The 22,538-nt window shown below is 68.8% G+C and carries 13 protein-coding genes and 2 pseudogenes; 3 read left to right on the forward strand and 12 right to left on the reverse strand.

Translation table 11 applies throughout. The features are described from left to right. Window positions 1-61 precede the first annotated feature (61 nt). From H9L41_RS09505 to pyk, 3 genes and pseudogenes are all read left to right on the forward strand, one after another. Window positions 62-370, forward strand: a pseudogene (locus H9L41_RS09505) (L,D-transpeptidase family protein); the annotation flags it as partial. Further along, a complete protein-coding gene (locus tag H9L41_RS26115) occupies window positions 349-987 on the forward strand; it encodes a GNAT family N-acetyltransferase (protein ID WP_373282104.1) in 639 nt (212 codons plus the stop codon). The pseudogene H9L41_RS09505 and the gene H9L41_RS26115, both read left to right, overlap by 22 nt. 134 nt (window positions 988-1,121) lie before the next feature. Next, entirely contained in the window at window positions 1,122-2,549 is a 1,428-nt protein-coding gene (gene pyk / locus H9L41_RS09515) for a pyruvate kinase (RefSeq protein WP_028446716.1), read from the forward strand. Window positions 2,550-2,753: 204 nt separating this feature from the next. Here pyk and H9L41_RS09520 read toward each other — a convergent pair whose 3' ends face one another. From H9L41_RS09520 to zwf, 12 genes and pseudogenes are all read right to left on the reverse strand, one after another. After that, entirely contained in the window at window positions 2,754-3,881 is a 1,128-nt protein-coding gene (locus H9L41_RS09520; protein ID WP_028446717.1) for a sensor domain-containing diguanylate cyclase, read from the reverse strand. A 397-nt stretch (window positions 3,882-4,278) separates the two neighbouring features. Continuing rightward, window positions 4,279-6,156, reverse strand: coding sequence for a methyl-accepting chemotaxis protein (locus tag H9L41_RS09525; RefSeq protein ID WP_028446718.1), 1,878 nt, complete (start codon window positions 6,154-6,156; stop codon window positions 4,279-4,281). A gap of 293 nt (window positions 6,157-6,449) precedes the next feature. Next, window positions 6,450-8,072, reverse strand: a complete 1,623-nt coding sequence (locus H9L41_RS09530; protein WP_051319110.1) for a methyl-accepting chemotaxis protein — start codon at window positions 8,070-8,072, stop codon at window positions 6,450-6,452. Between the two features lie 292 nt (window positions 8,073-8,364). Next, window positions 8,365-10,160 (reverse strand): annotated as a pseudogene (lpdA, locus tag H9L41_RS09535) (dihydrolipoyl dehydrogenase). 107 nt (window positions 10,161-10,267) lie between these two features. Continuing rightward, complete coding sequence (gene aceF / locus H9L41_RS09540; RefSeq protein ID WP_028446720.1) at window positions 10,268-11,929, reverse strand: dihydrolipoyllysine-residue acetyltransferase; 1,662 nt, start codon at window positions 11,927-11,929, stop codon at window positions 10,268-10,270. Between the two features lie 119 nt (window positions 11,930-12,048). Then, window positions 12,049-14,703, reverse strand: a complete 2,655-nt coding sequence (gene aceE, locus H9L41_RS09545) for a pyruvate dehydrogenase (acetyl-transferring), homodimeric type (protein ID WP_028446721.1) — start codon at window positions 14,701-14,703, stop codon at window positions 12,049-12,051. 329 nt (window positions 14,704-15,032) lie between these two features. Continuing rightward, on the reverse strand, window positions 15,033-15,932 hold the full coding sequence (locus H9L41_RS09550; RefSeq protein WP_028446722.1) for an SHOCT domain-containing protein: 900 nt from the start codon (window positions 15,930-15,932) through the stop codon (window positions 15,033-15,035). A 109-nt stretch (window positions 15,933-16,041) separates the two neighbouring features. After that, window positions 16,042-17,688 (reverse strand): glucose-6-phosphate isomerase, encoded by a 1,647-nt coding sequence (gene pgi / locus H9L41_RS09555; RefSeq protein ID WP_028446723.1) that lies wholly within the window; start codon window positions 17,686-17,688, stop codon window positions 16,042-16,044. Window positions 17,689-17,946: 258 nt separating this feature from the next. Next, entirely contained in the window at window positions 17,947-18,795 is an 849-nt protein-coding gene (gene hexR / locus H9L41_RS09560) for a transcriptional regulator HexR (protein WP_028446724.1), read from the reverse strand. A 34-nt stretch (window positions 18,796-18,829) separates the two neighbouring features. Next, entirely contained in the window at window positions 18,830-19,822 is a 993-nt protein-coding gene (locus H9L41_RS09565) for a glucokinase (RefSeq protein ID WP_028446725.1), read from the reverse strand. Window positions 19,823-19,833: 11 nt separating this feature from the next. Continuing rightward, window positions 19,834-20,535 (reverse strand): 6-phosphogluconolactonase, encoded by a 702-nt coding sequence (pgl, locus tag H9L41_RS09570; protein ID WP_034607144.1) that lies wholly within the window; start codon window positions 20,533-20,535, stop codon window positions 19,834-19,836. Between the two features lie 112 nt (window positions 20,536-20,647). Further along, a complete protein-coding gene (gene zwf, locus H9L41_RS09575; protein WP_028446727.1) occupies window positions 20,648-22,105 on the reverse strand; it encodes a glucose-6-phosphate dehydrogenase in 1,458 nt (485 codons plus the stop codon). Between the last annotated feature and the right edge of the window lie 433 nt (window positions 22,106-22,538).

Consider the following 22,538-nt stretch of genomic DNA (forward strand, 5'->3'; position numbering starts at 1 on the left):
GGGGTAAGGTCGCCGGCCTTCCGCCGGGGCCGCCGTTCCCCGACGCTTCCAGGAGCCCGTCATGTCCCGCCGCATCGTCGTCGACCTCGCCAGCCAGACCCTCACCCTGTTCGACGGCGACGCCGTGCTGCAGCGCTGCCGCGTCTCCACCGGCGCGGCCGGCGCCGGCGAGCAGATGGGCAGCTACCGCACGCCGCGCGGCCGCCACGTGATCCGCGCCCGCATCGGCGCCGGCCTCCCGGCCGGCACGGTGCTGGTCGGCCGCCGGCCCAGCCGCGAGACCTGGAGCCCCGAAGCCCATGCGGCAGCGCCGGGCCGCGACTGGATCCTCAGCCGCATCCTCTGGCTGTGCGGCACCCAGCCGTACTACAACCGCTTCGGCGCGGTCGACACCATGCGCCGCTACGTCTACCTGCACGGCACCCATGCGCTGGCCGAGCTGGGCCGGCCGGCTCGCGCGGCTGCATCCGGCTGGCCGATGCCGACCTGCTCGAACTGTTCGACCGGGTCGAGGCCGGCTGCGAGGTCGTCATCGTCGAGGACGCCGCGGCACCGCCCTCGTCCGACGAGCTGGCGATCCGCCGCCTGCCGGCACGGCTGGCCCGCGACGCCTTCGCGCTGCGCGCCGAGGTATTCCAGCGCGAGCTCGGCGTGCCGGCCGAATTCGAGCGCGACGCGGCGGACGCGGATGCGCATCACCTGGTCGGCTGGGATCGCTGGGGCCGGCCGGTGGCGGCGGCGCGGCTCCTGCCGGCCGGCACGCTGGGCCGCGTGGCGGTGCGGTCCGACTGGCGCGGCCGCGGCGCCGGCGCGAAGCTGGTGGCGGCCTGCCTCGCCGAGGCGCGCGCGCTGGGCTGGCACGAGCTGCGGCTGGCGGCCGAGGCCAACGCGGTCGGCTTCTGGCGCAAGCAGGGTTTCCAGCCCGAGGGCGAGCCATTCGTCGAGGCCGGCATCGCCCACCAGCGCATGGCGAAGCGGTTCTCGTAGTCACATCGCTGCGGATTACATCGGGACAGGCTTGTAGAATTACTACACATAACCGGTATCAAGCCGGATACCCAGGCAGCCGAGTCCGCGGCACCGGCCTGCCTTACCCCACCCAAGCCGAGGAGTGCCCCGCCATGCAACGCAGCACCAAGATCGTCGCCACGCTCGGACCCGCCACCAGCGAACCCGAAGTGCTCACGCGGCTCATCGCCGCCGGCGTCAACGTCGTCCGTCTCAACTTCTCCCACGGCAAGGCCGACGACCATATCGGCCGTGCCCAGATGGTGCGCGAGGCGGCGGCCCGCCTCGGCCTGCCGGTCGCCATCATGGTCGACCTGCAGGGCCCCAAGATCCGCGTCGGCAAGTTCGAGAAGAACAAGGTCACGCTCGAGCCGGGCCAGCTGTTCATCCTCGACGCCGCCTGCGAGCTCGGCAACGACGAGCGCGTCGGCCTCGACTACAAGGAACTGCCGCGCGACGTGAACAGCGGCAACGTGCTGCTGCTCGACGACGGCCGCATCGTGCTCGACGTCGAGAGCGTGCAGGGCGCCGAGATCATCACCCGGGTGCGGGTAGGCGGCGTGCTGTCGAACAACAAGGGAATCAACCGCCAGGGCGGCGGCCTGTCGGCGCCGGCACTGACGGCCAAGGACATGGACGACATCAAGGTGGCGGCCAGGCTCGAGGCCGACTACGTGGCGGTCAGCTTCCCCAAGAGCAGCGCCGACATGTACATGGCGCGCACGCTGATCCAGGCGGCCGGCAGCCGTGCCCAGGTGGTGGCCAAGATCGAGCGCACCGAGGCGATCGCCAACCTGGAAGAACTGATCGAATCGTCCGACGTGATCATGGTGGCGCGCGGCGACCTGGCGGTCGAAGTCGGCGACGCGGCGGTGCCGGCCTTGCAGAAGCGGATGATTCGGCTCGCCCGCGAGAAGAACAAGCTGACCATCACCGCTACCCAGATGATGGAATCGATGATCACCAGCCCGGTGCCGACGCGCGCCGAGGTCAGCGACGTCGCCAACGCGGTGCTCGACGGCACCGACGCGGTGATGCTGTCGGCCGAGACCGCGGCCGGCAAATACCCGGTCGAGACGGTCGAGGCGATGGCGCGCGTCTGCCTCGAGGCGGAAAAGTCGTCGGACTACCAGCTCGACCGCGATTTCCTCAACCGCGAATTCACCCGCGTCGACCAGTCGATCGCCATGGCGGCGCTGTTCACCGCCATCCACCTCAAGGTGAAGGCCATCGTGGCGCTGACCCAGACCGGCGCGACCGCGCTGTGGACCAGCCGGATCAACTGCGGCGTGCCGATCTACGCGATGACGCCCGAAGTCGGCGCCTACCGCCGGCTCAGCCTGTTCCGCGACGTCTACCCGATGACGCTGGCGCACGACTGCGACCAGAAATCGCTGCTGGCCTCGGCCGAGCTCAAGCTGCTCGAACAGGGCCTGGTGGTGCCGGGCGACCTGATCGTGGTGACGGTGGGCGATACCGTGGGGAAGATGGGCGGCACCAACACCATGAAGATCATGCGGGTGGCGGCGCAGCGGAACTGAGCGGCGCCCATCGGCGCCCGACGCGCCGGACGTAACGACGACGCCCTCCGTATTCCTGCGGAGGGCGTTGTCTTTTGTCCGGCGGAATCGGTTGGCCGATGCGCCTGTAGGAGCGGCTTCAGCCGCGAATGGTCATGGTTGTCACGGCCGCCATTCGCGGCTGAAGCCGCTCCTACGCGAAACGCCTCATCCTGGCCGCGCCGTTCATACGACGCCGCTGTTGGCCTCGAGCGACACCGCGATGCTGTCCGGCCCCGACAGCCGCGCCTGGGTGAGCGCCGCCAGCGCGGCGGCCAGCAGGCTCTGCGCGCCGTCGATGCGGTTCAGGCCCATGGTCGCCACCCCGAATCGGGTCTGCAGCCGCGCCGCCAGGCCGGCCGGGCGGTGGGCGATGCGGCCGCGCATCACGTCCGCCAGCGTGACCGCGCCCTGGGTCGGCGTATTGGGCAGCAGCACGGCGAAGCGGTTGTCGGCCAACTGCCCCACCGTGTCGGTGCTGCGCAGCGATTGCTGCAGCAACTGGCCGATCCAGGCCAGCAGCGTGTCGTGCCGTGGCGCGGCGTCCGAAGCGGCGAGGTCTTGCATCTCGCCATTCGGGGCCGGGCCGCCGGACGTGGCGGCGCCTGGCGCCGATTCGCATGGCCCGGCGCCGGCCGCGCCGTCGCGGTCGATCTCCAGCACCACCAGCGTGAACGGCATGGCGAAGCGCAGTGCGCGCTGGCATTCGTCCTCGATGCGGGCCAGCGTGCCGGCGCGGCCGGCGCGGCCGGGCAGCTGGCTGCGGCTGTCCTGGCTGCCGGCGCGTTCGCGTGCCTGCAACGCCACTTCGAGCTCGCGCCGCCGCCGGCGCCATTCGGCCAGCGCCGAGGCCTGCCGGCCGAGCTGCTGCAGCCAGTCGCGCTGCTCGTCCCCGAGCAGCCGGCTGCGCGTATCGAGCACGCTCAGCACGCCGATCGGCTGGCCGTCCAGCGCCTGGATCGGCACCGCGGCATACATGCGGAAGCCGCAGCCGCCGAGCGTGGGCGGCCGCCGCGCGGTACGCGGGTCGGCCTGCAGGTCGGCGACGTTGACCAGCGCGTTGTGCTGCAGCACCAGCTCGCACAGCGCGCCGTGGCGCGGCATCTGGCGGAACGGCAGCCAGTCGGCGCTCGACTTGATCCACACCGTATCGCGATCGACGAAGGCGACGAAGGCCTGCGGCGCATCGCACAGCCGCGCGGCCGCGCGTGCGACCAGGTCGAAATCGCCATGCTCGTGATCGTCGAGCGAACCGCTCTGGTATAGCGCGCGCAGGCGCTGCTCTTCCTGCTGCGCATGGATATCCGCCTTCATGGGTCTCTTCCTTCCCTTGACGGGCCGGCCTCTTCGCTGCCGGGCGGCCTCATTGCTCTGGATAATATATAGGGCGATTAAATCAAGGCCGGCCGGGGCCATTGGGCGGATGCGACACATCCGGCAGGTAAATGGGAAGTAAACCGGACCAGGGCCAAACCCGATTTGCGGCAGGGATATTGAATCGGCGCGCTGTCGGGAATAAATCCCGACCTACGACAATACGCATAGCGTCGAAGTAGGTGCGACGAGCGTCAGCGAGGCTCCCTCGCGGCGGCGAGGGCGGGGGAGTAGGGGTGATCAGGGAGGCGTCCAGCGGTTCAGGGCCGCAAAAGGCAAGCGCCCGGCTTGGCCGGGCGCCTGATCTGCACGCAGTGAAGCGCCGAGGCCGATTACATCAAAGCCGAAATTTCGCGAACATCGCCCGAATCCCGCTGGCCAACTGGTCGAGCCCGCCCAGCGTCGCCGTCATCGACTGCAGCGCCTCGTCGCTCTGGTGGATCTGCGCGGTGACCCGCTCGGCGTTCTGCGCCATCAGCGTGGCGGCCTGGCGCTGCTCGTGGGTCGAGTGGGCGATCTCGCGCATATTGGTGACCACCTCGGCCATGCGCTGCTGGATCTGGGCGATGTTGACCGAGGTCTCGCGCGTCAGCGTCGCGCCGGCTTCGACCGAATCGAGCGTGCGCCGCATATTGCCGGCCGCGCCCTGGGTCGCCTCGCGCATTGCGCCGATCATGCCGGAGATCTCCTGCGTCGCCTGGCCGGTGCGCTCGGCCAGCTTGCGCACCTCGTCGGCCACCACCGCGAAGCCGCGGCCCTGCTCGCCGGCGCGCGCCGCCTCGATCGCGGCGTTGAGCGCCAGCAGGTTGGTCTGGTCGGCGATCTCCTTGATCACCTGGACGATGCCGCCGATGTCGTCGGCGCGGCGGCCGACCTCGCCGAACAGCGAAGACAGTTCGCGCACCGCGCCGGCCGAGTTGTCGATCTCGCCCGACACGCGCTCGATGCTGGCGCTGCCCTCGGCCGACAGCTGGCCGGTGCTGTCGACCAGCTTGTTGGCGTCGCCGGCGTAGTCGGCGATATGCGAGATGCTGACGGTGAGCTCCTCGATGGTGGCGGCGTTGGCCGCGCCGTGATCCGACAACTGGCGCGAATCCTCGGCCATGCGGCGGGTCAGGCCGGCGATGGCGTTGACGCCGTCGGTCAGCTTGCCGGCCTCGCCCTGCAGCTCGACGAACATCTGCCGCAGCTGCTCCTGGAACTGGTTGAAGGCCTGCGCCGTCTGGGCGATCTCGTCGTTGCCGGTGACCGTGATGCGGCGGGTCAGGTCGCCGCCACCGGAGGCGATCGCGCGCATGGCGTCCTTGATGCGCACCAGGCCGGCCAGCATGCGGTTGATGGTGACGGCGGCGAGCGGAACGATGATCACCAGCATCAGCACCAGGCCGCCGATCGAGAAGGCCAAGAGCTTGCCCAGCGCGGCCAGCGCGTCGGACTTGTCGATCACCACTGCCAGGTACCAGCCGGTGCTCGGGATGACGCGCACCTGGATGAACTTGGCCACGCCGCCGATCTCGACCTCGCCCATGCGGCCGCTGTCGGCCAGCGCCTTGAGCCGGTCGGCGCCGAGCGTCGGCGACAGCTCGCTGGCCGGCTTCATGCGGCGCGCCTCGTCGGCATGGATCAGCACCACGCCGCGGGCGTCGCTGGCGAAGGCATAGCCCTGGTGGGCGAGCTTGACGCCGAGCACGCCGGCCACCAGCGCGTCCATGAACACGTCGCCGGCCACCACGGCGCTGACGCTGCCGCCGTCCTTGACCGGGGTGGCCATGGTGATGACCAGCTTCTTGGTGGCGGCGTCGACATAGGGCTCGGTGATCACCGGCTTGCCGGCCTGGGCCGCCTGCTGGTACCACGGCCGCGCGGTAGGGTCGTAGCCCTCGGGCAGTTGCTGCGGGGTCGAGAACACCACGCGCTTGTCGGCGTAGCCGACGTAGGTGGTGTCGAAGCTGCCGGCGTTCTTGATCAGCTGCAGCGAAGGCACCACGTCGACCTGCGAGGCGATGGCGGTCAGCGCGCTGACCGAGGCCGACTTGCTGGTCAGCCAGTCGTCGGCCGACTTGGCGGCGGCGCCGGCGGCTTCGCCCGACTGCGATTCGAGCGCGTCGACGAGCTCGCCGCGCATGCGCTGGTAGGAGGCGCCGGTGAGCAGGATGGCGACCAGCGCCACCAGCAGGGCCATGGCCAGGGTCAGCTTGGTACGGAGAGATTGCATGGGTACTCCTGTGATGCTGTGAAACGTGAAAGGTGAAACGTGTAAGGTGGGGTGCCGCTGCGCGGCGGCCGGCGGCATCGCCGCGATGGGTGCGGCGACGCCGCATGGGCCTTGCTACCCGGCCTGCGGCGAGCGGTGCTTCAGATATGTTGTATATGCGAAATGCGAAAGGTGAAACATGAAGCGTGTTTCAAGGCACCGCCGCACCGGCTCGATGCGGCGTTTGCCCCACGTTTCACGTTCACGATGCCGCGTAGCGGCGAGTCACGTTTCGCGGCCGCGCCCTCGGCCACTCACAGCCGGAAACGCGCCACCGAGCCGCGCAGGTGCTCGGCCAGCGTCTCCAGCTGCTCGACCGTCTCGGCGCTGCGGCCGATCGCCAGGTTGGTCTGTTCGGTCATGCGCGCGATCGATTCGACGTGCTGGGCGATGCTCTGGCTGGCGCTGGCCTGCTCGCGGTAGATGCCGTCGAGCTCGAGCAGCTCGCTGCGCGAATGGTCGGCGCCTTCCTTCAGTTCGTTCAGCGAGGGCACCAGCGCGCGGATCACGTGCACGCCATTGTCGATCTGGCCGGCGCTGCCGCGCATGGCGCCGATCACTTCGGCCGTCTCGGTCTTGATCGAGCCGAGCGCGGCCATGATGTCGCTGGTGGCGGCGCCGGTCTTCTCGGCCAGCTTGCGCACCTCGTCGGCCACCACCGCGAAGCCGCGGCCGGCCTCGCCGGCGCGGGCCGCCTCGATGGCGGCGTTGAGCGCCAGCAGGTTGGTCTGGTCGGCGATTTCCTTGATGGTGGCGGCGATGCCCGAGATGCGCACCGAGTGCTCCTCCAGCCGTCCCATGGTCTGGGCCGCGCTGTTGACCGAGGCGGCGATGCGCTCGACCTCGCCGCTGGCGACGCCGACCTGGCGCGCGCCGTGCTCGCTCAGCCGGTGGGCGGTCTCGGCCTGCGCCAGCGCATTGCCGGCGCGGCTCGCCAGGTGGTCGAAGCCGACGCTCATCTGTTCGACCGCCGCGGCGATCGAGCTCGAGGCGTCGCTCTGCTGGATCGAGCCGTCGCGGATGCCGGTGTAGGCGCCGTGGATCTGGTGGGCGGCCTGGCTCAGGTCGGCGCTGGAGGCGCCGATGCCGCCGATCATTTCGCGCAGCTGGGCCTGCATGGTCGCCAGCGCGGCCAGCAACTGGCCGGTCTCGTCGCGGCTGCCGGCGCGGATGGCGGTGGTCAGGTCGCCGGCGGCGATCTTCTCGGCCAGCTTCACCGACTGCCGCAGCGGCGTGGTGATCGAGCGGATGATCCAGAACGACAGCGCAGCGGCGGTGAGCAGGCCGAACAGCGCGACCGCCATGCCGGCGCCGGACAGCTTGCCGACCAGCCGGTCGGCCTCCTCGTACTCGACGCTGGTCGACTCGGCCTGGCGCTTGAGCAGCGCGGTCACCGCGTCGGCGGCCGTCTCGAAGGCCGGCGTCAGGTTGGTGCGGAACTCGGTCAGCGCCTGGGCGCGGTCGCCGTCGTTGTAGAGCTTGACGATGGTGTCGCGGAACTTGAGGTAGTCGGCCCAGTTGGTCTTGAACTGCGCGACCTGCTGCTTGCCGGCCTCGTCGACGGCCAGCGCGAAGGCCGGCTCGAGGTGCTTCATCGCCGACTGGTCGAAGGTCGCCATCTTGCGGAAATTCTCTTCGGCGTTCTTCTGGTTGTAGGCCTCGAGCGCCAGCACGACCAGCATGCGGCTGCGGTGCAGGTCGTCGAGGCCCTGGCCCAGTTCGGCCATCGGCACCGCGTGCTGGTGGTAGACCGAGGCCAGCCGGCTGGTGGCGGTGCTGCCGGCGATGCGGCCGAGGATCAGCACCACGACCACCAGGCCGAGCAGCAACAGGCTGAGCGCGGTCAGCCGCGCCGAAATCTTCAGGTTCTGGAACATCGCGATTCACTCCGTCTAACGGTGGTTGATTGCCCGCTGAGCGGGTCTGGGATTGCTGGCTTTGCGACTTCCAATCTGGCGGCGGCTTCCAGCCGAGCGGTGGCTTGCTTGGTGGCCGGTCCGCATGCCGCGGCGTCCCGGTCGGACGGCGCGGCGCTTCGCTGCGGGGTGCTTCGAACAGGCTGCGGTTGACGATTCGATCGCCACGAGGCCGGCGATCGGCGGGTTTGCAAGCGACGACGCCGGCCGGCCGCGTCAACGACCGGCCGGCGTCGGCGCCGGTCGCTGCAGGCTACTTCTTGCGCTGCGGCGGCAGGTCGGTACAGCTGCCGTGCGCCACCTCGGCGGCCAGGCCAATCGATTCGCCGAGCGTCGGGTGGGCGTGGATGGTCTTGCCGATGTCGACCGCGTCGGCGCCCATCTCGATGGCGAGGCAGATCTCGCCGAGCATGTCGCCGGCGTGGGTGCCGACCAGCGCGCCGCCGATGATGCGATGCGTCTCGGCGTCGAAGATCAGCTTGGTGAAGCCCTCGTCGCGGCCGTTGGCGATCGCGCGGCCCGAGGCGGCCCAGGGGAACACGCCCTTCTCGATCTTGATGCCCTGCTTCTTGGCCTCGTCCTCGGTCATGCCGACCCACGCCACTTCAGGATCGGTATAGGCCACGCCGGGGATCACGCGCGCATCGAAGTAGGCCTTGTGGCCGGCGGCGTTCTCGGCCGCCACGTGGCCCTCGTGCACCGCCTTGTGGGCCAGCATCGGCTGGCCGACGATGTCGCCGATGGCGAAGATGTGCGGGACGTTGGTGCGCTGCTGCTTGTCGACCTCGATGAAGCCGCGGTCGGTCACCGCCACGCCGGCGTTCTCGGCGCCGATCAGCTTGCCGTTCGGTGCGCGGCCGGCGGCCACCAGCACCATGTCGTAGCGCTGCGGCTCTTTCGGCGCCGCCTCGCCCTCGAAGGTCACCCAGATGCCGTCCGGCTTGGCCTCGACCGCGGTGGTGCGGGTCTTGAGCATGATGTTGTCGAAGCGGTGGGCGTTCATCTTCTGCCACACCTTCACCAGGTCGCGGTCGGCGCCCTGCATCAGGCCGTCGAGCATCTCGACCACGTCGAGCCGCGCGCCCAGCGTCGAATACACCGTGCCCATCTCCAGGCCGATGATGCCGCCGCCGATGATCAGCAGCTTCTTGGGCACTTCGCGCAGTTCCAGCGCGCCGGTCGAGTCGACGATGCGCGGATCCTCGGGGATGAAGGGCAGCTTCACCACGCGCGAGCCGGCGGCGATGATGGCGTGCTTGAACTTGAGCACCTTCTTCTCGCCGGTCTTGTCCTGGCCGTCGCCCGAGGTCAGCTCGACCTCGACGTGGTACGGGTCGACGAAGCGGCCCAGGCCGCGCACGACCTCGACCTTGCGTGCCTTGGCCATGCCGGCGAGGCCGCCGGTGAGCTTGCCGATGACCTTTTCCTTGTAGCCGCGCAGCGCGGCCAGGTCGATCTCGGGCTCGGGGTACTTGATGCCGTTGGCGGCGAGGTGGCGCACCTCGTCGATCACCGCGGCGTTGTGCAGCAGCGCCTTGGACGGGATGCAGCCGACGTTGAGGCAGACGCCGCCGAGCGTGGCGTAGCGCTCGACCAGCACGACCTTCAGGCCGAGGTCGGCGGCGCGGAAGGCGGCCGAGTAGCCGCCGGGGCCGGCGCCGAGCACCAGCACGTCGTATTCGGCGTCGCTGGCGCCGGAGAAGCTGGCCGGCGCGGGAAGGGGGGAGGGGGAAGAGGGAAGGGTAGGCGCGGCGGCAGGCTGGGCGGGCGCATCACCCTTCCCGCTTCCCCTTCTCCCTTCTCTGCCGCAGGCGAGGCCTCGACGAGGGCGATGATGGTGCCTTCGCTGATCTTGTCGCCGGTCTTGACGCGCAGCTCCTTGATGGTGCCGCCGTGCGAGGCCGGCACTTCCATGGTGGCCTTGTCGGTCTCCAGCGTCAGCAGCGAGTCTTCCTTGGCGACGACGTCGCCGACCTTGACGAAGACCTCGATGACGTCGACGTCCTTGTAGTCGCCGATGTCGGGGACTTTGAGTTCAATGGTGCTCATGTCTGGTTCCATGTGAGGGGTGAGGAGTGAGGGGTGAGGTGTGCATCCCTCGACCGGTCGTGAGATGCGCGGCGCGGGGTTGCCCCTCGCGCCTCACACCTCACGCCTCACAACATCAATCGCCGAATATCGCCCAGCACCTGCGCCAGATAGGTCGTGAAGCGCGCCGCCGAGGCGCCGTCGATCACGCGGTGGTCGTAGCTCAGCGACAGCGGCAGGATCAGCCGCGGGGCGAATTCCTTGCCGTTCCAGACCGGCTTGATGCTCGACTTGGAGACGCCGAGGATGGCCACCTCGGGCGCGTTGACGATCGGCGTGAAGGCCGTGCCGCCGACGCCGCCGAGCGAGGAGATCGAGAAGCAGCCGCCCTGCATCTCGGCCGGCAGGAGCTTGCCGTCGCGTGCCTTGGCGGCCAGCGCGCCGGTCTCGGTGGCGATCTCGACCAGGGTCTTCTTGTCGGCGTCGCGGATCACCGGCACCACCAGGCCATTCGGCGTATCGGCGGCGAAGCCGATGTGGAAGTACTGCTTGAGCACCAGGTTGTCGCCGTCGAGCGAGCTGTTGAACTCGGGGAATTTCTTCAGCGCGGCGACCACCGCCTTGATGATGAAGGCCAGCGGGGTCAGCTTGAGGTTCTGCTTCTTCAGCTCCTCGCCCATCTCCTTGCGGAAGGCTTCCATGTCGGTGATGTCGGCGTCGTCGAACTGGGTGACGTGCGGAATCATCACCCAATTGCGCGCGAGGTTGGCGCCCGAGATCTTCTTGATGCGGCTGAGCGGCTTCTGCTCGACGGGGCCGTACTTGGCGAAGTCGACCTTGGGCCAGGGCAGCAGGTCGAGGCCGGAACCGTTGGACGGCACCGCGGCTGCGGCGGCCGGCGCGGCGGCCGCGCCGCTCATCACCGACTTGACGAAGCCCTGCACGTCGCTGGCGACGATGCGGCCCTTGGGACCGGAGCCCTTGACTCGGCCGAGGTCGACGCCGAGCTCGCGGGCGAACTTGCGCACCGAGGGGCTGGCGTGGGCAGCCTTGAAGCCGGCCTCGTCGACGGCGGTGGCCGGGGCCGCGGCCGGAGCCGGCTTGGCGGGCGCGGCTGCGGCGGGCGCTGGGCTCGGCGCGGGGGCAACTGCCGCTGCGGGCGCCGGTGCCGGGGCGCTGGCGGCGGGCGCCGCGCCGGCTGCGGCCAGCGTCAGGATCAGCGTGCCTTCGGACACCTTGTCGCCGACCTTGACGGCGATGCTCTGCACCACGCCGCCGGCCGGCGAGGGGACTTCCATGCTGGCCTTGTCGGTCTCGAGCGTGATCAGCGAGTCGTCCTGCTTCACGGTATCGCCGACCTTGACGAAGACCTCGATCACGTCGACGTCGCGGGCGTCGCCGATGTCGGGCACCTTGACCTCGACCGTGCTGCTGCCGCCGGTGGCGGAAGCGGGCGCGGCGGCGGGCGCCGGCGCCGGAGCGGGCGCGGCAGCCGCAGGGGCGGGCGCCGGTGCGGCCGCCGGGGCCGGAGCGGCCGCCGCGGCGGCATCGCTGGCTTCGATCACGGCGACGACGGTGCCTTCGCTGGCCTTGTCGCCGACCTTGAGCCGCAGCTCCTTGACCACGCCGGAGGCGTTGGCCGGCACTTCCATGGTGGCCTTGTCGGTTTCCAGGGTGATCAGCGAGTCGTCCTTCTTCACGGTGTCGCCGACTTTCACGAACACCTCGATCACGTCGACGTCCTTGTAGTCGCCGATGTCGGGTACTTTGAGTTCGATCAGATTGCTCATGGGAATTCCTGTGAGGGGTGAGGTGTCAGGGGTGAGGGGCAAAACCCGCACCCGGTCAGGCTGCGCGGAGTGGGTGAAGGGGCGCTCCCCTCACACCTCACTCCTCACGCCTCACTTGCTTACACCGTCCAGGGCGCCGGCTTGGCGCCATCGATGCCGTACTTGGCCAGCGCCTCGGCCACCTTGGCGCGCGGCAGCTTGCCGTCGTCGGCCAGGGCCTTGAGCGCCGCCACGGCGACGTAGTGGCGGTTCACCTCGAAGAAGCCGCGCAGTTGCTCGCGGGTGTCCGAGCGGCCGAAACCGTCGGTGCCGAGCACCACGTAGCGCTGCGGCACGAAGGCGCGGATCTGCTCGGCGTAGAGGCGCATGTAGTCGGTCGCCACCACCACCGGGCCCTGGGCCGAGGCCAGCTGCTGCGTGACGTAGGGCACGCGCGGCTCGTCGGCCGGGTTGAGCAGGTTGTGGCGCTCCGCCGCCATGCCGTCGCGCGCCAGTTCGGTGAAGCTCGGGCAGCTCCACAGGTCGGCCTCGACGCCCCAGTCGTCCTTCAGGAGCTTCGCCGCGGCGATCACCTCGTTGAAGATGGTGCCCGAGCCGAGCAGCTGGACGCGCAGCTCGCCCTCGCCGCCGGCGCGCAGCTTGTACATGCCCTTGACGATGCCGGCCTCGGCGCCCTCGGGCATGGCCGGATGCTCGTAGTTCTCGTTCATCAGCGTCAGGTAGTAGTACACGTCCTGCTGCTCGGCATACATGCGGCGCATGCCGTCCTGCACGATCACCGCCACTTCGAAGCCGAAGGTCGGGTCGTAGGAGATGCAGTTGGGGATGGTGGCCGACATCAGGTGCGAGTGGCCGTCCTCGTGCTGCAGGCCTTCGCCGTTCAGCGTGGTGCGGCCGGCGGTGCCGCCGAGCAGGAAGCCGCGGGTGCGCATGTCGGCGGCGGCCCAGGCCAGGTCGCCCACGCGCTGGAAGCCGAACATCGAGTAGTAGATGTAGAACGGGATCATCGGCACGCCGTGCGTGCTGTAGGCGGTGCCGGCGGCGATCCAGTCGCACATGGCGCCCGCCTCGTTGATGCCCTCCTGCAGGATCTGGCCTTCCTTCGACTCCTTGTAGAACATCAGCTGGTCGGCATCCTGCGGCACGTACTTCTGGCCTTCCTGGTTCCAGATGCCGACCTGGCGGAACAGGCCTTCCATGCCGAAGGTGCGCGATTCGTCCGGCACGATCGGCACGATGTGGCGGCCGATCTGCTTGTCCTTCAGGAGCTGCGTGAGCATCCGCACGAAGGCCATGGTGGTCGAGTATTCGCGGCCTTCGCCCGAGCCCTTGAGCAGCGCGTCGAAGCTCGACAGCGGCGGGATCTCGAGCGCGTAGGCCTTCTGCCGGCGCTGCGGCAGGTAGCCGCCCAGCGCCTGGCGGTGGCCGCGCATGTATTCGAGCTCGGGCGAGCCTTCCTCGAACTTCACGAACGGCACCTTCTCGAGCTGGTCGTCGGCCACCGGGATGCCGAAGCGGTCGCGGAACTGCTTGATCGAATCGATATCGAGCTTCTTCTGCTGGTGGGTGATGTTCATCGCCTCGCCGGCCGAGCCCATGCCGTAGCCCTTGACCGTCTTGGCCAGGATCACCGTCGGCTTGCCCTTCGACTCGCTGGCCGCCTTGAAGGCCGCGTAGATCTTGGCCGGGTCGTGGCCGCCGCGGTTCAGGTCCCAGATGTCCTTGTCGGACCAGTCCTGCACCAGGGCCTTCAGCTCGGGCGTGTTGAAGAAGTGCTCGCGCACGTAGGCGCCGTCCTTGGCCTTCATGGTCTGGTATTCGCCGTCGACCACTTCCATCATGCGGCGGGCCAGGATGCCCTTCTTGTCGCGGGCGAACAGCGCGTCCCACTTGGTGCCCCACACCAGCTTGACCACGTTCCAGCCCGAGCCGCGGAATTCGCCCTCGAGCTCCTGGATGATCTTGCCGTTGCCGCGCACCGGGCCGTCGAGCCGCTGCAGGTTGCAGTTGATGACGAACACCAGATTGTCCAGCCGCTCGCGGCCGGCCATGCCGATCGCGCCGAGCGATTCGGGCTCGTCCATCTCGCCGTCGCCGCAGAAGGCCCAGACCTTGCGGTTGTCGGTCTTGGCGAAGCCGCGGTCCTGCAGGTACTTCATGAAGCGGGCCTGGTAGATCGCCATCAAGGGGCCGAGGCCCATCGACACGGTCGGGAACTGCCAGAAGTCCGGCATCAGCCAGGGGTGCGGATAGCTCGACAGACCCTTGCCGTCGACTTCCTGGCGGAAGTTGTCCATCTGCTCTTCGCTGATGCGGCCGAGCAGGTAGGCGCGCGAATAGACGCCGGTGGCGACGTGGCCCTGCACGAACACCAGATCGCCGCCGTGGCCTTCGCTCGGCGCGTGCCAGAAGTGGTTGAAGCCGACGTCGTACAGCGTGGCGGCCGAGGCGAACGAGGCGATGTGGCCGCCGACGTTGGTGTGCTTGTTGGCGCGCACCACCATGGCCATGGCGTTCCAGCGGGTGAAGGCGCGGATCTTGTGCTCGATCGTGGTGTCGCCCGGGAAGGGCGGCTCGGCTTCGACCGGGATGGTGTTGATGTACTGGGTGGTCGCGCTGTACGGGATGTTGGCGCCGCGCTCGCTCGCCTCCTCGATCAGCTTCTCGATGATGAAGTGCGCGCGCTGCGGTCCTTCGGCTTCGATCACGCCGTCCAGCGCGTCGAGCCACTCTTTCGTTTCCTGCGGATCGAGGTCGTCGAATTGCTCAGCCATCTTGGGTACCTTGTGGGTGTGTCGTTATATGAATGCGGACAGGCCCCCGGGCGCCGGTGCGCGGCAAGGGCGCGGCGGCGTTCGGGATACGCGGGGGCGGGGATGCGCGCACGGTCCGGCCGGGACCATGCGGTACAGGGATGGGGGGCCGGCCCGATGCTGGCGCCGGCGAAGCGTGAGATATGCGCTTCAATGTTGTCTCTACTGCTTGGGTTGATGTCGGCGGGGAGCCGGCACTGCGGGCCTTCGGCCTCTGCTGCTCGGGGTCTGTGCCCCTGTCGCGCCGCGTTTCACGGCGCGGCCGCCGGTGAAGGCGGCCGCCGGATTGCTTAGAAGTCCTTCAAGAGCTGGGCGCGCTTGGCGCGGTATTCGTCTTCGGTGATCAGGCCGGAGTCGAACATGCGCTTGAGCAGCACCAGCTTCTCTTCGATCTTGCTGGCCGGCGCCGAGGGCAGCACGGCCGGGGCCGCCGCGGCGGGCGCGGCAACCGGTGCCGCGCTGGCCGGCGCTGCGGCCGGCGCCGGCGCGGCGGGCTGCGTCGCCGGCTGGAAGGTGGTCGCCGGCTTGGCCGCGGGCTGGAAGGTGGTGGCGGGCGCGCTGCCCTCGGCCGGCTGGAAGGCGCCGGGCGGCTTGGCGGCCAGCGCCTGCGGGATGTCGAGGCTGAGCCAGTCGGGCCGGTTGTTGACGCGCACCGTGCCGTTGCCGGCCAGCAACTGGCAGCCCATGCCGTTGACCGGCTTGATGCGGCTGCCGTGGTTCAGCGGTCGGCCCTTGGCGCCGCCGTACTGGTAGCTCAGGTCGGGCTGGTCGCCGCACATGCCGGCCAGCAGGTTGAGGCGGCCGCCTTCGACGAACAGCCGGCCGGCGTTGAGCACGCGCGGCATGAAGAACATGCCGCCGGGGCGGTAGGAGGTGCCGAACAGCACGTCGTCGCCGGCCTGGGCACGGCCGAAGTAGGGGACCAGATCGGTGGAGAGCCGCTTGATCTCGTCGTCGCTGAAATAGGGTTCGGGCTGCTTGCCGGGCGCCTGCTTGTAGAAGCGGGCCAGCAGGTTCTGCAACTGGTCGGTGGAGAAGGTGACCGGGTGCGCGTTGCCGGCGTTGACCGCATCGAGCTTCACGTAGTCGTCGGTCTCGGACCAGGGCTTGCTCGAATCGGCCTGGGCGCCGGCCATCAGCAACAGGCCCAGCGCGAAGCGGCCGAAGTGCGACGAAAGAGCGTGCTGCATGCGTATCTCCATTGATCTTATTGGGGAGGCAAGAGCGCCTTTATAACCCGAATCCCCCGATTCGCGCATCGTGGCCGACCGCGGTACGGCCGGCCTTGTGCGCCATTTCCTATCGTTTCAAAGCCTTGCGCGCGTACTCGATCAGCCGGTTGGTCGAGGCGTCGTGCCGCGTCACCGGCGCGTCGCCGCGCAATTCGGCTTCGATGGTGCGGGCGAGCTGCTTGCCGAGCTCGACGCCCCATTGGTCGTAGCTGTTGACGCCCCACACCGCGCCCTGCACGAACACCTTGTGTTCGTACAGCGCGATCAGGCTGCCCAGCGTGGCCGGGTCGAGCGCGTCGAGCAGCAGGGTGTTGGTCGGCCGGTTGCCGTCGAACACCTTGTGCGGCACCAGCGCTTCGAGCGCCTCGCCTTTGATGCCCTGGCCGGCCAGCTCGGCGCGAACCTCGGCCTCGTTCTTGCCGCGCATCAGCGCCTCGGTCTGGGCCAGGAAGTTGGCCAGCAGGATGGTGTGGTGCTCGGCCGGGCTCCTGGGGTTGCCCAGCGCGGCGATGAAGTCGATCGGCACCAGCTCGGTGCCCTGGTGCAGCAGCTGGTAGTAGGCGTGCTGGCCGTTGATGCCGGGCTCGCCCCAGATCACCGGGCCGGTGTGGTAGTCGCAGCGCGCGCCGTCGAGCCGCACCGACTTGCCGTTCGATTCCATGTCGAGCTGCTGCAGGTAGGCCGGCAGCCGGTGCAGCGGCTGGTTGTAGGGCGAGATCAGCTGGGTGGCGGCGCCCATGCCGTTGATGTACCAGATGCCCAGCAGCGCCAGGATCACCGGCAGGTTCCGTTCCAGCGGCGCCTCGGCGAAGTGGCGGTCCATGGCGCGGGCGCCGGCCTGCAGCGCGCGGAAGTGATCGGGGCCGATGTAGAGCAGGATCGGCAGGCCGATGGCCGACCACAGCGAGTAGCGGCCGCCGACCCAGTTCCAGAAGCCGAACATGTTGGCGAGGTCGATGCCGAAGGCCGACACCGCCTCGGCATTGGTCGAGACGGCGACGAAGTGGCGGGCGACGGCCGCCTCGCTGCCGGCGGCGGCGACCAGCCAGGCGCGCGCGGCGCGGGCGTTGGTCAGCGTCTCCTGGGTGGTGAAGGTCTTGGAGGCGACGATGAACAGCGTGGTGGCCGGGTCGAGCCGTTCGAGCACGCTGGCCAGCTGCCAGCCGTCGACGGTGGAGACGAAATGCATGCGCAGGTTCGATGCACCGTAGTCGCGCAGCGCTTCGCAGGCCATGAAGGGACCGAGGTCGGAGCCGCCGATGCCGATGTTGACCACGTCGGTGATGGCGCGGCCGTCGTGGCCCTTCCATCCGCCGCTGCGCACGCCGTCGGCGAAGGCCGCCATGCGGTCGAGCACGGCGTGCACCTCGGGCACCACGTTTTCGCCGTCGACCTCCACCACCGCGGAGCGCTCGGCGCGCAGCGCGGTGTGCAGCACGGCGCGGCCCTCGGTCGCGTTGATCTTCTCGCCGCCCAGCAGCGCCGCGCGGCGCGCCTCGACGCCGGTGGCGCGGGCCAGCGCGAACAGGCTGGCGAGGCCTGCGTCGTCGATGCGGTTCTTCGAGTAGTCGAGCAGCATGCCGCAGGCCGCGAGGCTGTAGCGCTCGGCGCGGGCCGGATCGGCGGCGAAGGCGGCGCGCAGGTCGATGGACTTGAGGCGGCCGGCTTGGGCCAGCATGTCTTGCCAGGCGGGGAGGGCGGTCAGGGCGGTCATGTAGGGCGTGAGATGAGAGGGTTTTGGAGGGAGGCGTGAGGCGCTATGTGTGAGGTGCGAGGCGTGAGGTGCGAGGGGTAACCCCATCCCCACCCCAGCCCTCCCCTTGAAGGGGAGGGAGCCGCATGGCGACACGTTTGACGATCACTGGCGATCGAATCTTGTGCGCCCCGCTCCTCCCCCTTCAAGGGGAGGCTGGGAGGGGGATGGGGTTACGCCTCACGCCTTACACCTCACCCCTCACTGGTCTTTCACTCCTCACTTGTCTTCGTATCCGCGCACCCGGCGTTCCTTCAGGTTGCGCTTGATCTTCTCGAGCTGGTCGATCAGCTCCGGGCCGCGCCGCAGCGCCACGCCGACCGCCAGGATGTCGATGATCACCAGGTGCACGATGCGGGTGATCATCGGCGAATACAGGTCCGGGTCCTCCGGCGTGTCGGCGAACAGCGTGACGTTGCAGCGCTTGGACAGCGGCGAATTCGAGTGGCTGATGCCGATCACCTGGGCGCCGGCTTCGCGCGCCAGTTCGACCGAGCGGATCAGGTCGATGGTGCGGCCCGAGTTGGAGATCGCCACCACCGCGTCGCCGGGCCGCAGCAGCGAGGCCGACATGCCGTGGATGTGCGGATCGGAATACGAGATGCACGGCACGCCGAGGCGGAAGAACTTGTGCTGCGCGTCCTGCGCCATGATCCCGCTGTTGCCCAGGCCGTAGAACTCGATCTTGCGGGCCTTGGCGAGGATGTCGATGGCCTGCTCGATGGCGTCCGGATTGAGCTCGTTGCGCGTGCGCATCAGGCTCGAGATGGTGTTGTCGAACAGCTTGGCGGCGAGGTCGTGGGCGGTGTCGCTCATCTCGACCGCGCTGTGCACGTAGGGCACGCCCGACACCAGGCTGCGGGTGAGACGCAGCTTGAAATCCTGCAGGCCGGTGCAGTCGACCGAGCGGCAGAAGCGGATCACCGTCGGCTGCGACACGTTGGCCATCTCGGCGATCTGGGCGATCGGCGCATGGGCCACGAAATTGGGCTGGGCCAGCACCAGTTCGGCCACCTTGCGCTCGGACTTGGACAGCTCGTGCAGCAGCGATTTGATCTTTTCCAGCATGTTGTGGTCGTCTCCCCGCTGGTTGGTATGGGCCTTACAGGCCGCGCCGTACGGCCAGGGCGTCCAGCGCGGCAGCGGTTCCGCGCAGGGCCGGGTTGTTGGCGACGATGACGAAGCTCGGCACCGCGGCGAGGTAGTTGCTGAAGCGGCCCTTCTGCTCGAAGCGGCGACGGAACGGCGAGGTCGCGAAGTAGTCGCCGAGCTTGGGGACGATGCCGCCGCCGATGTAGAGGCCGCCGCGCGCGCCGAGCGTGATGGCGAGGTTGGCGGCGGCGGTGCCGAGCATGCCGCAGAAGGTGTCGACCACCTCGCGGCACAGCGGATCGCCGTCCACCCCGCGGCGGGTGATCTCGGCGGCGCTCAGCGCATCGAGCGGCCGGCCGTCGAGCTCGGCCAGCGCCTGGTGCAGCTTGACCACGCCGGGGCCGGACAGCAGCCGCTCGGCCGATACATGGCCGAATTCGCGCCGCAGGATGCGCAGGATTTCGTCTTCGCGGTCGTTGAAAGGCGAGAAGGATACATGACCGCCTTCGCCCTGCAGCGGCACCCAGCGCTGCGGCTCGCCCGGCAGGTGGGCGGGGATCAGACCCGACACGCCGAGGCCGGTGCCGGCGCCGAGCAGCGCGATCGGCAGGTCGGGGTTGCGCTCGCCGCCGCCGATCTTGACCAGTTCGGCGTCGGTCAGGAGCGGCAGGCTCAGCGCCAGCGCGGTGAAGTCGTTGATGACCGCCAGCTCGTCGAGGCCCAGCTGGGCCTTCAATTCGGCCTGGGAGAAGGCCCAGTGGTTGTTGGTCATCTTGATCGCATCGCCGGCGATGGCGGTGGCGATGCCGATGGCGGCCCAGCGCGGCGCGGCGCCGAGCGGGTCGAGATAGGCGCGGGCGGCTTCGTAGAGGCCGGGGAAGTCGGCGCAGGCCAGGTTGCGTTCTTCGCCGATCGCGGCGCCGGGCGCGCGGATCAGCGCGAAGCGGACATTGGTGCCGCCGACATCGGCGAGCAGGCGGGGATAGCTGAGTTCGAGCGACATGGGATGCGGCCTCATTCGGCCCAGTAGACGTGTTTGACGCCGTCCGCGGCATCGAGCACGCGGGCGATCGGCAGGCGCGGGCCTTGGCTGGCCAGGGCCGCCTGGTAGATCTCGCGTTTCTTGCTGCCGGTCAGGTGCACGAACAGCCGGCGCGCCCGGGCGATCGCCGGCAGCGTGAGGCTGATGCGCGCGTACGGCGCGGTGGTCGGGTTGACGGCGGCGACCAGCCGCGGGTTGTCGAGCGCGGCAGCGGCCTCGAGCTCGCTCGAGCAGGGGAACAGGCTGGCGGTGTGGCCGTCCTCGCCCATGCCCAGGATCAGCGCGTCGAACGGCTGCGGGATGGCGGCCAGCCGGGTTTCGACGGCGGCGAGGCCGGCCTCGGGCGTCGCTGCGCCGGCCTCGACCAGGCCGGCGAAATGGGCGGCTTCGACCTGGTACTTGAGCAGGTGCTCGCGCACCAGCCGCTCGTTGCTGTCGGCGTGGTCGGCCGGCAGCCAGCGGTCGTCGACCAGGGTGATCCAGACCCGGTCCCAGGCGAGCCGCATCTGGCGCAGCTGCTGGAACATGCCGACCGGCGTGCGGCCGCCGGAGACGGCCAGGCTGGCCGCGCCGCGCTCGGCGATCGCGGTCTCGAGCGTGGCGGCGATCTCGCGCGCCAGGCAGATGTCGAGATCGACGCGCGAATCGAATTCGTGGAAGGACGGTTCGGTCATGATGTCTCTTCTCTTGTAGGCGGTCCCGTATCCCGGGCCTGAAATACCGAGTGCCGGGCGGTCGGGCCCGGCGCTCTCACTCCTGATCGATGCACCGTCGCACAAGCGGCGGTCAGCCTTCCTCGTGCCAGCAGAAGCCGTCGCGCGACAGCAGGGCCGAGCTGGCGGCCGGGCCCCAGGTGCCGGCGGTGTAGGACTTCGGCGGCTCGTCGTTCTGCTCCCAGGCGTCGAGGATCGGCTCGACCCACTTCCAGGCCTCGTCGAGCTCGTCGCGGCGCATGAACAGCGTCAGCCGGCCGCGGATCACGTCGGTCAGCAGCCGCTCGTAGGCGTCGGGGCTGCGCACCTTGAACGACTCCTTGAAGTCGAGGTCGAGGTGCACCTGCTTGAGCTTCATCTGGTCGCCCGGCTGCTTGGCCAGCAGGTACATCTCGACGCTTTCCTCGGGCTGCAGGCGGATCACCAGGCGGTTGCTGGTCGAGTTGGTCGGCAGCTGGAAGATCGAATGCGGCACCTGGCGGAAATTGATCACGATCTCGGCCAGGCGCTCCTGCATGCGCTTGCCGGTGCGCAGGTAGAAGGGCACGCCGGCCCAGCGCCAGGTGTCGATCTCGGCCTTGAGCGCGACGAAGGTCTCGGTCTTGCTCGACGGCGTGATGCCGGCCTCGTCCTGGTAGCCGATCGCCGGCCTGCCGTTGCTGGCGCCGGCCTTGTACTGGCCGCGCACGCTCTTCTGGGCCACTTCCTGCGGGCCGAAGCGGCGCAGGGCGCGCAGCACCTTGAGCTTCTCGTCGCGCACCGCATCGGGGTCGACGCTGGCCGGCGGTTCCATGGCGATGAAGCACAGGAGCTGGACCAGGTGGTTCTGCACCATGTCGCGCAGCGCGCCGGCCTTGTCGTAGAAATCGCCGCGGCCTTCGACGCCGACCTGCTCGGTGACGGTGATCTGCACGTCGCTGATCCACTCGCGCCGCCACAGCGGTTCGAAGAAGGTATTGCTGAAGCGCAGCGCCAGCAGGTTCTGCACCGCCTCTTTGCCGAGGTAGTGGTCGATCCGGTAGATCTGGCTTTCCTTGAAGAACTTGCCGACCTGGGCGTTGATCGCCTGGCTCGAGGCGAGGTCGTGGCCCAGCGGTTTTTCGAGCACCACCCGGGCGCCGCCCTTGTTGAGGCCGACCGAGGCGAGGTTCTCGCAGATGCCGGCGAACAGGTTGGGCGCGGTGGCGAGGTAGAACACCCGCACGTGCTCGGGCGCCTCGTTGAGCTTGTCGGCCAACGCGGCGTAGGCGGCGCGGTCGCCGGCGTCGAGCTTGAGGTAGTGCAGCCGGCCGGCGAAGGTCGCCCAGTCCTGCTCGTTGAAATAGTCGCCGAGGTATTGGCGGGCGGCCTTCTCGGCCGTGGCGAGGTAGGCGGCGTGGTCGGGCTGGCTGCGTCCCAGGCAGAGGATGCGTCCCTGTTCGGGCAGGTTGCCGTCTTGGTGTTGGTGGTAGAGCGCCGGGAGCAGCTTGCGCATCACCAGGTCGCCCGTGCCGCCGAACAGCACCATGTCGAAGGGTTGAATCGCACTCATCCCTGTTGTTCCTCTGTCTCTGTCTAATCTATTAAGGGCTGAATCAGTCGAGCGGTTGACCGGGGCCGGCCGTAGGCCGGGGTGATCGGTCTGTTGAAACAATACTACCATACGACCCCTGTCGCAATGTAGTTTTGTTAGATGTATTAAAGTGTCATTATCTTGCTGCAATGCAACATGATGGTGCACGGACTTTCCCGGATTGTTGTGATGATTCCTGCGCTTGCACTGGCTTGGTGCGGCTTTCTTACAACAGCTTGACGGTTCTGGTGTAAAAGTTCCAGCGGTTTGCTTGTCTTTTGACTGTAGTAAAACTACTATCCGCGGAAATGACGGCACCTGTGAGAGCGCGATCGATCGCCGTTTTCACTTTCGAACGGGTGCCGCGAACCCAATCCAAGCCAAGCCAGCGACGCCTGTCGGGGTGTTGCAG

Source organism: Chitinimonas koreensis, assembly GCF_014353015.1.
GTDB lineage: Bacteria > Pseudomonadota > Gammaproteobacteria > Burkholderiales > Chitinimonadaceae > Chitinimonas > Chitinimonas koreensis.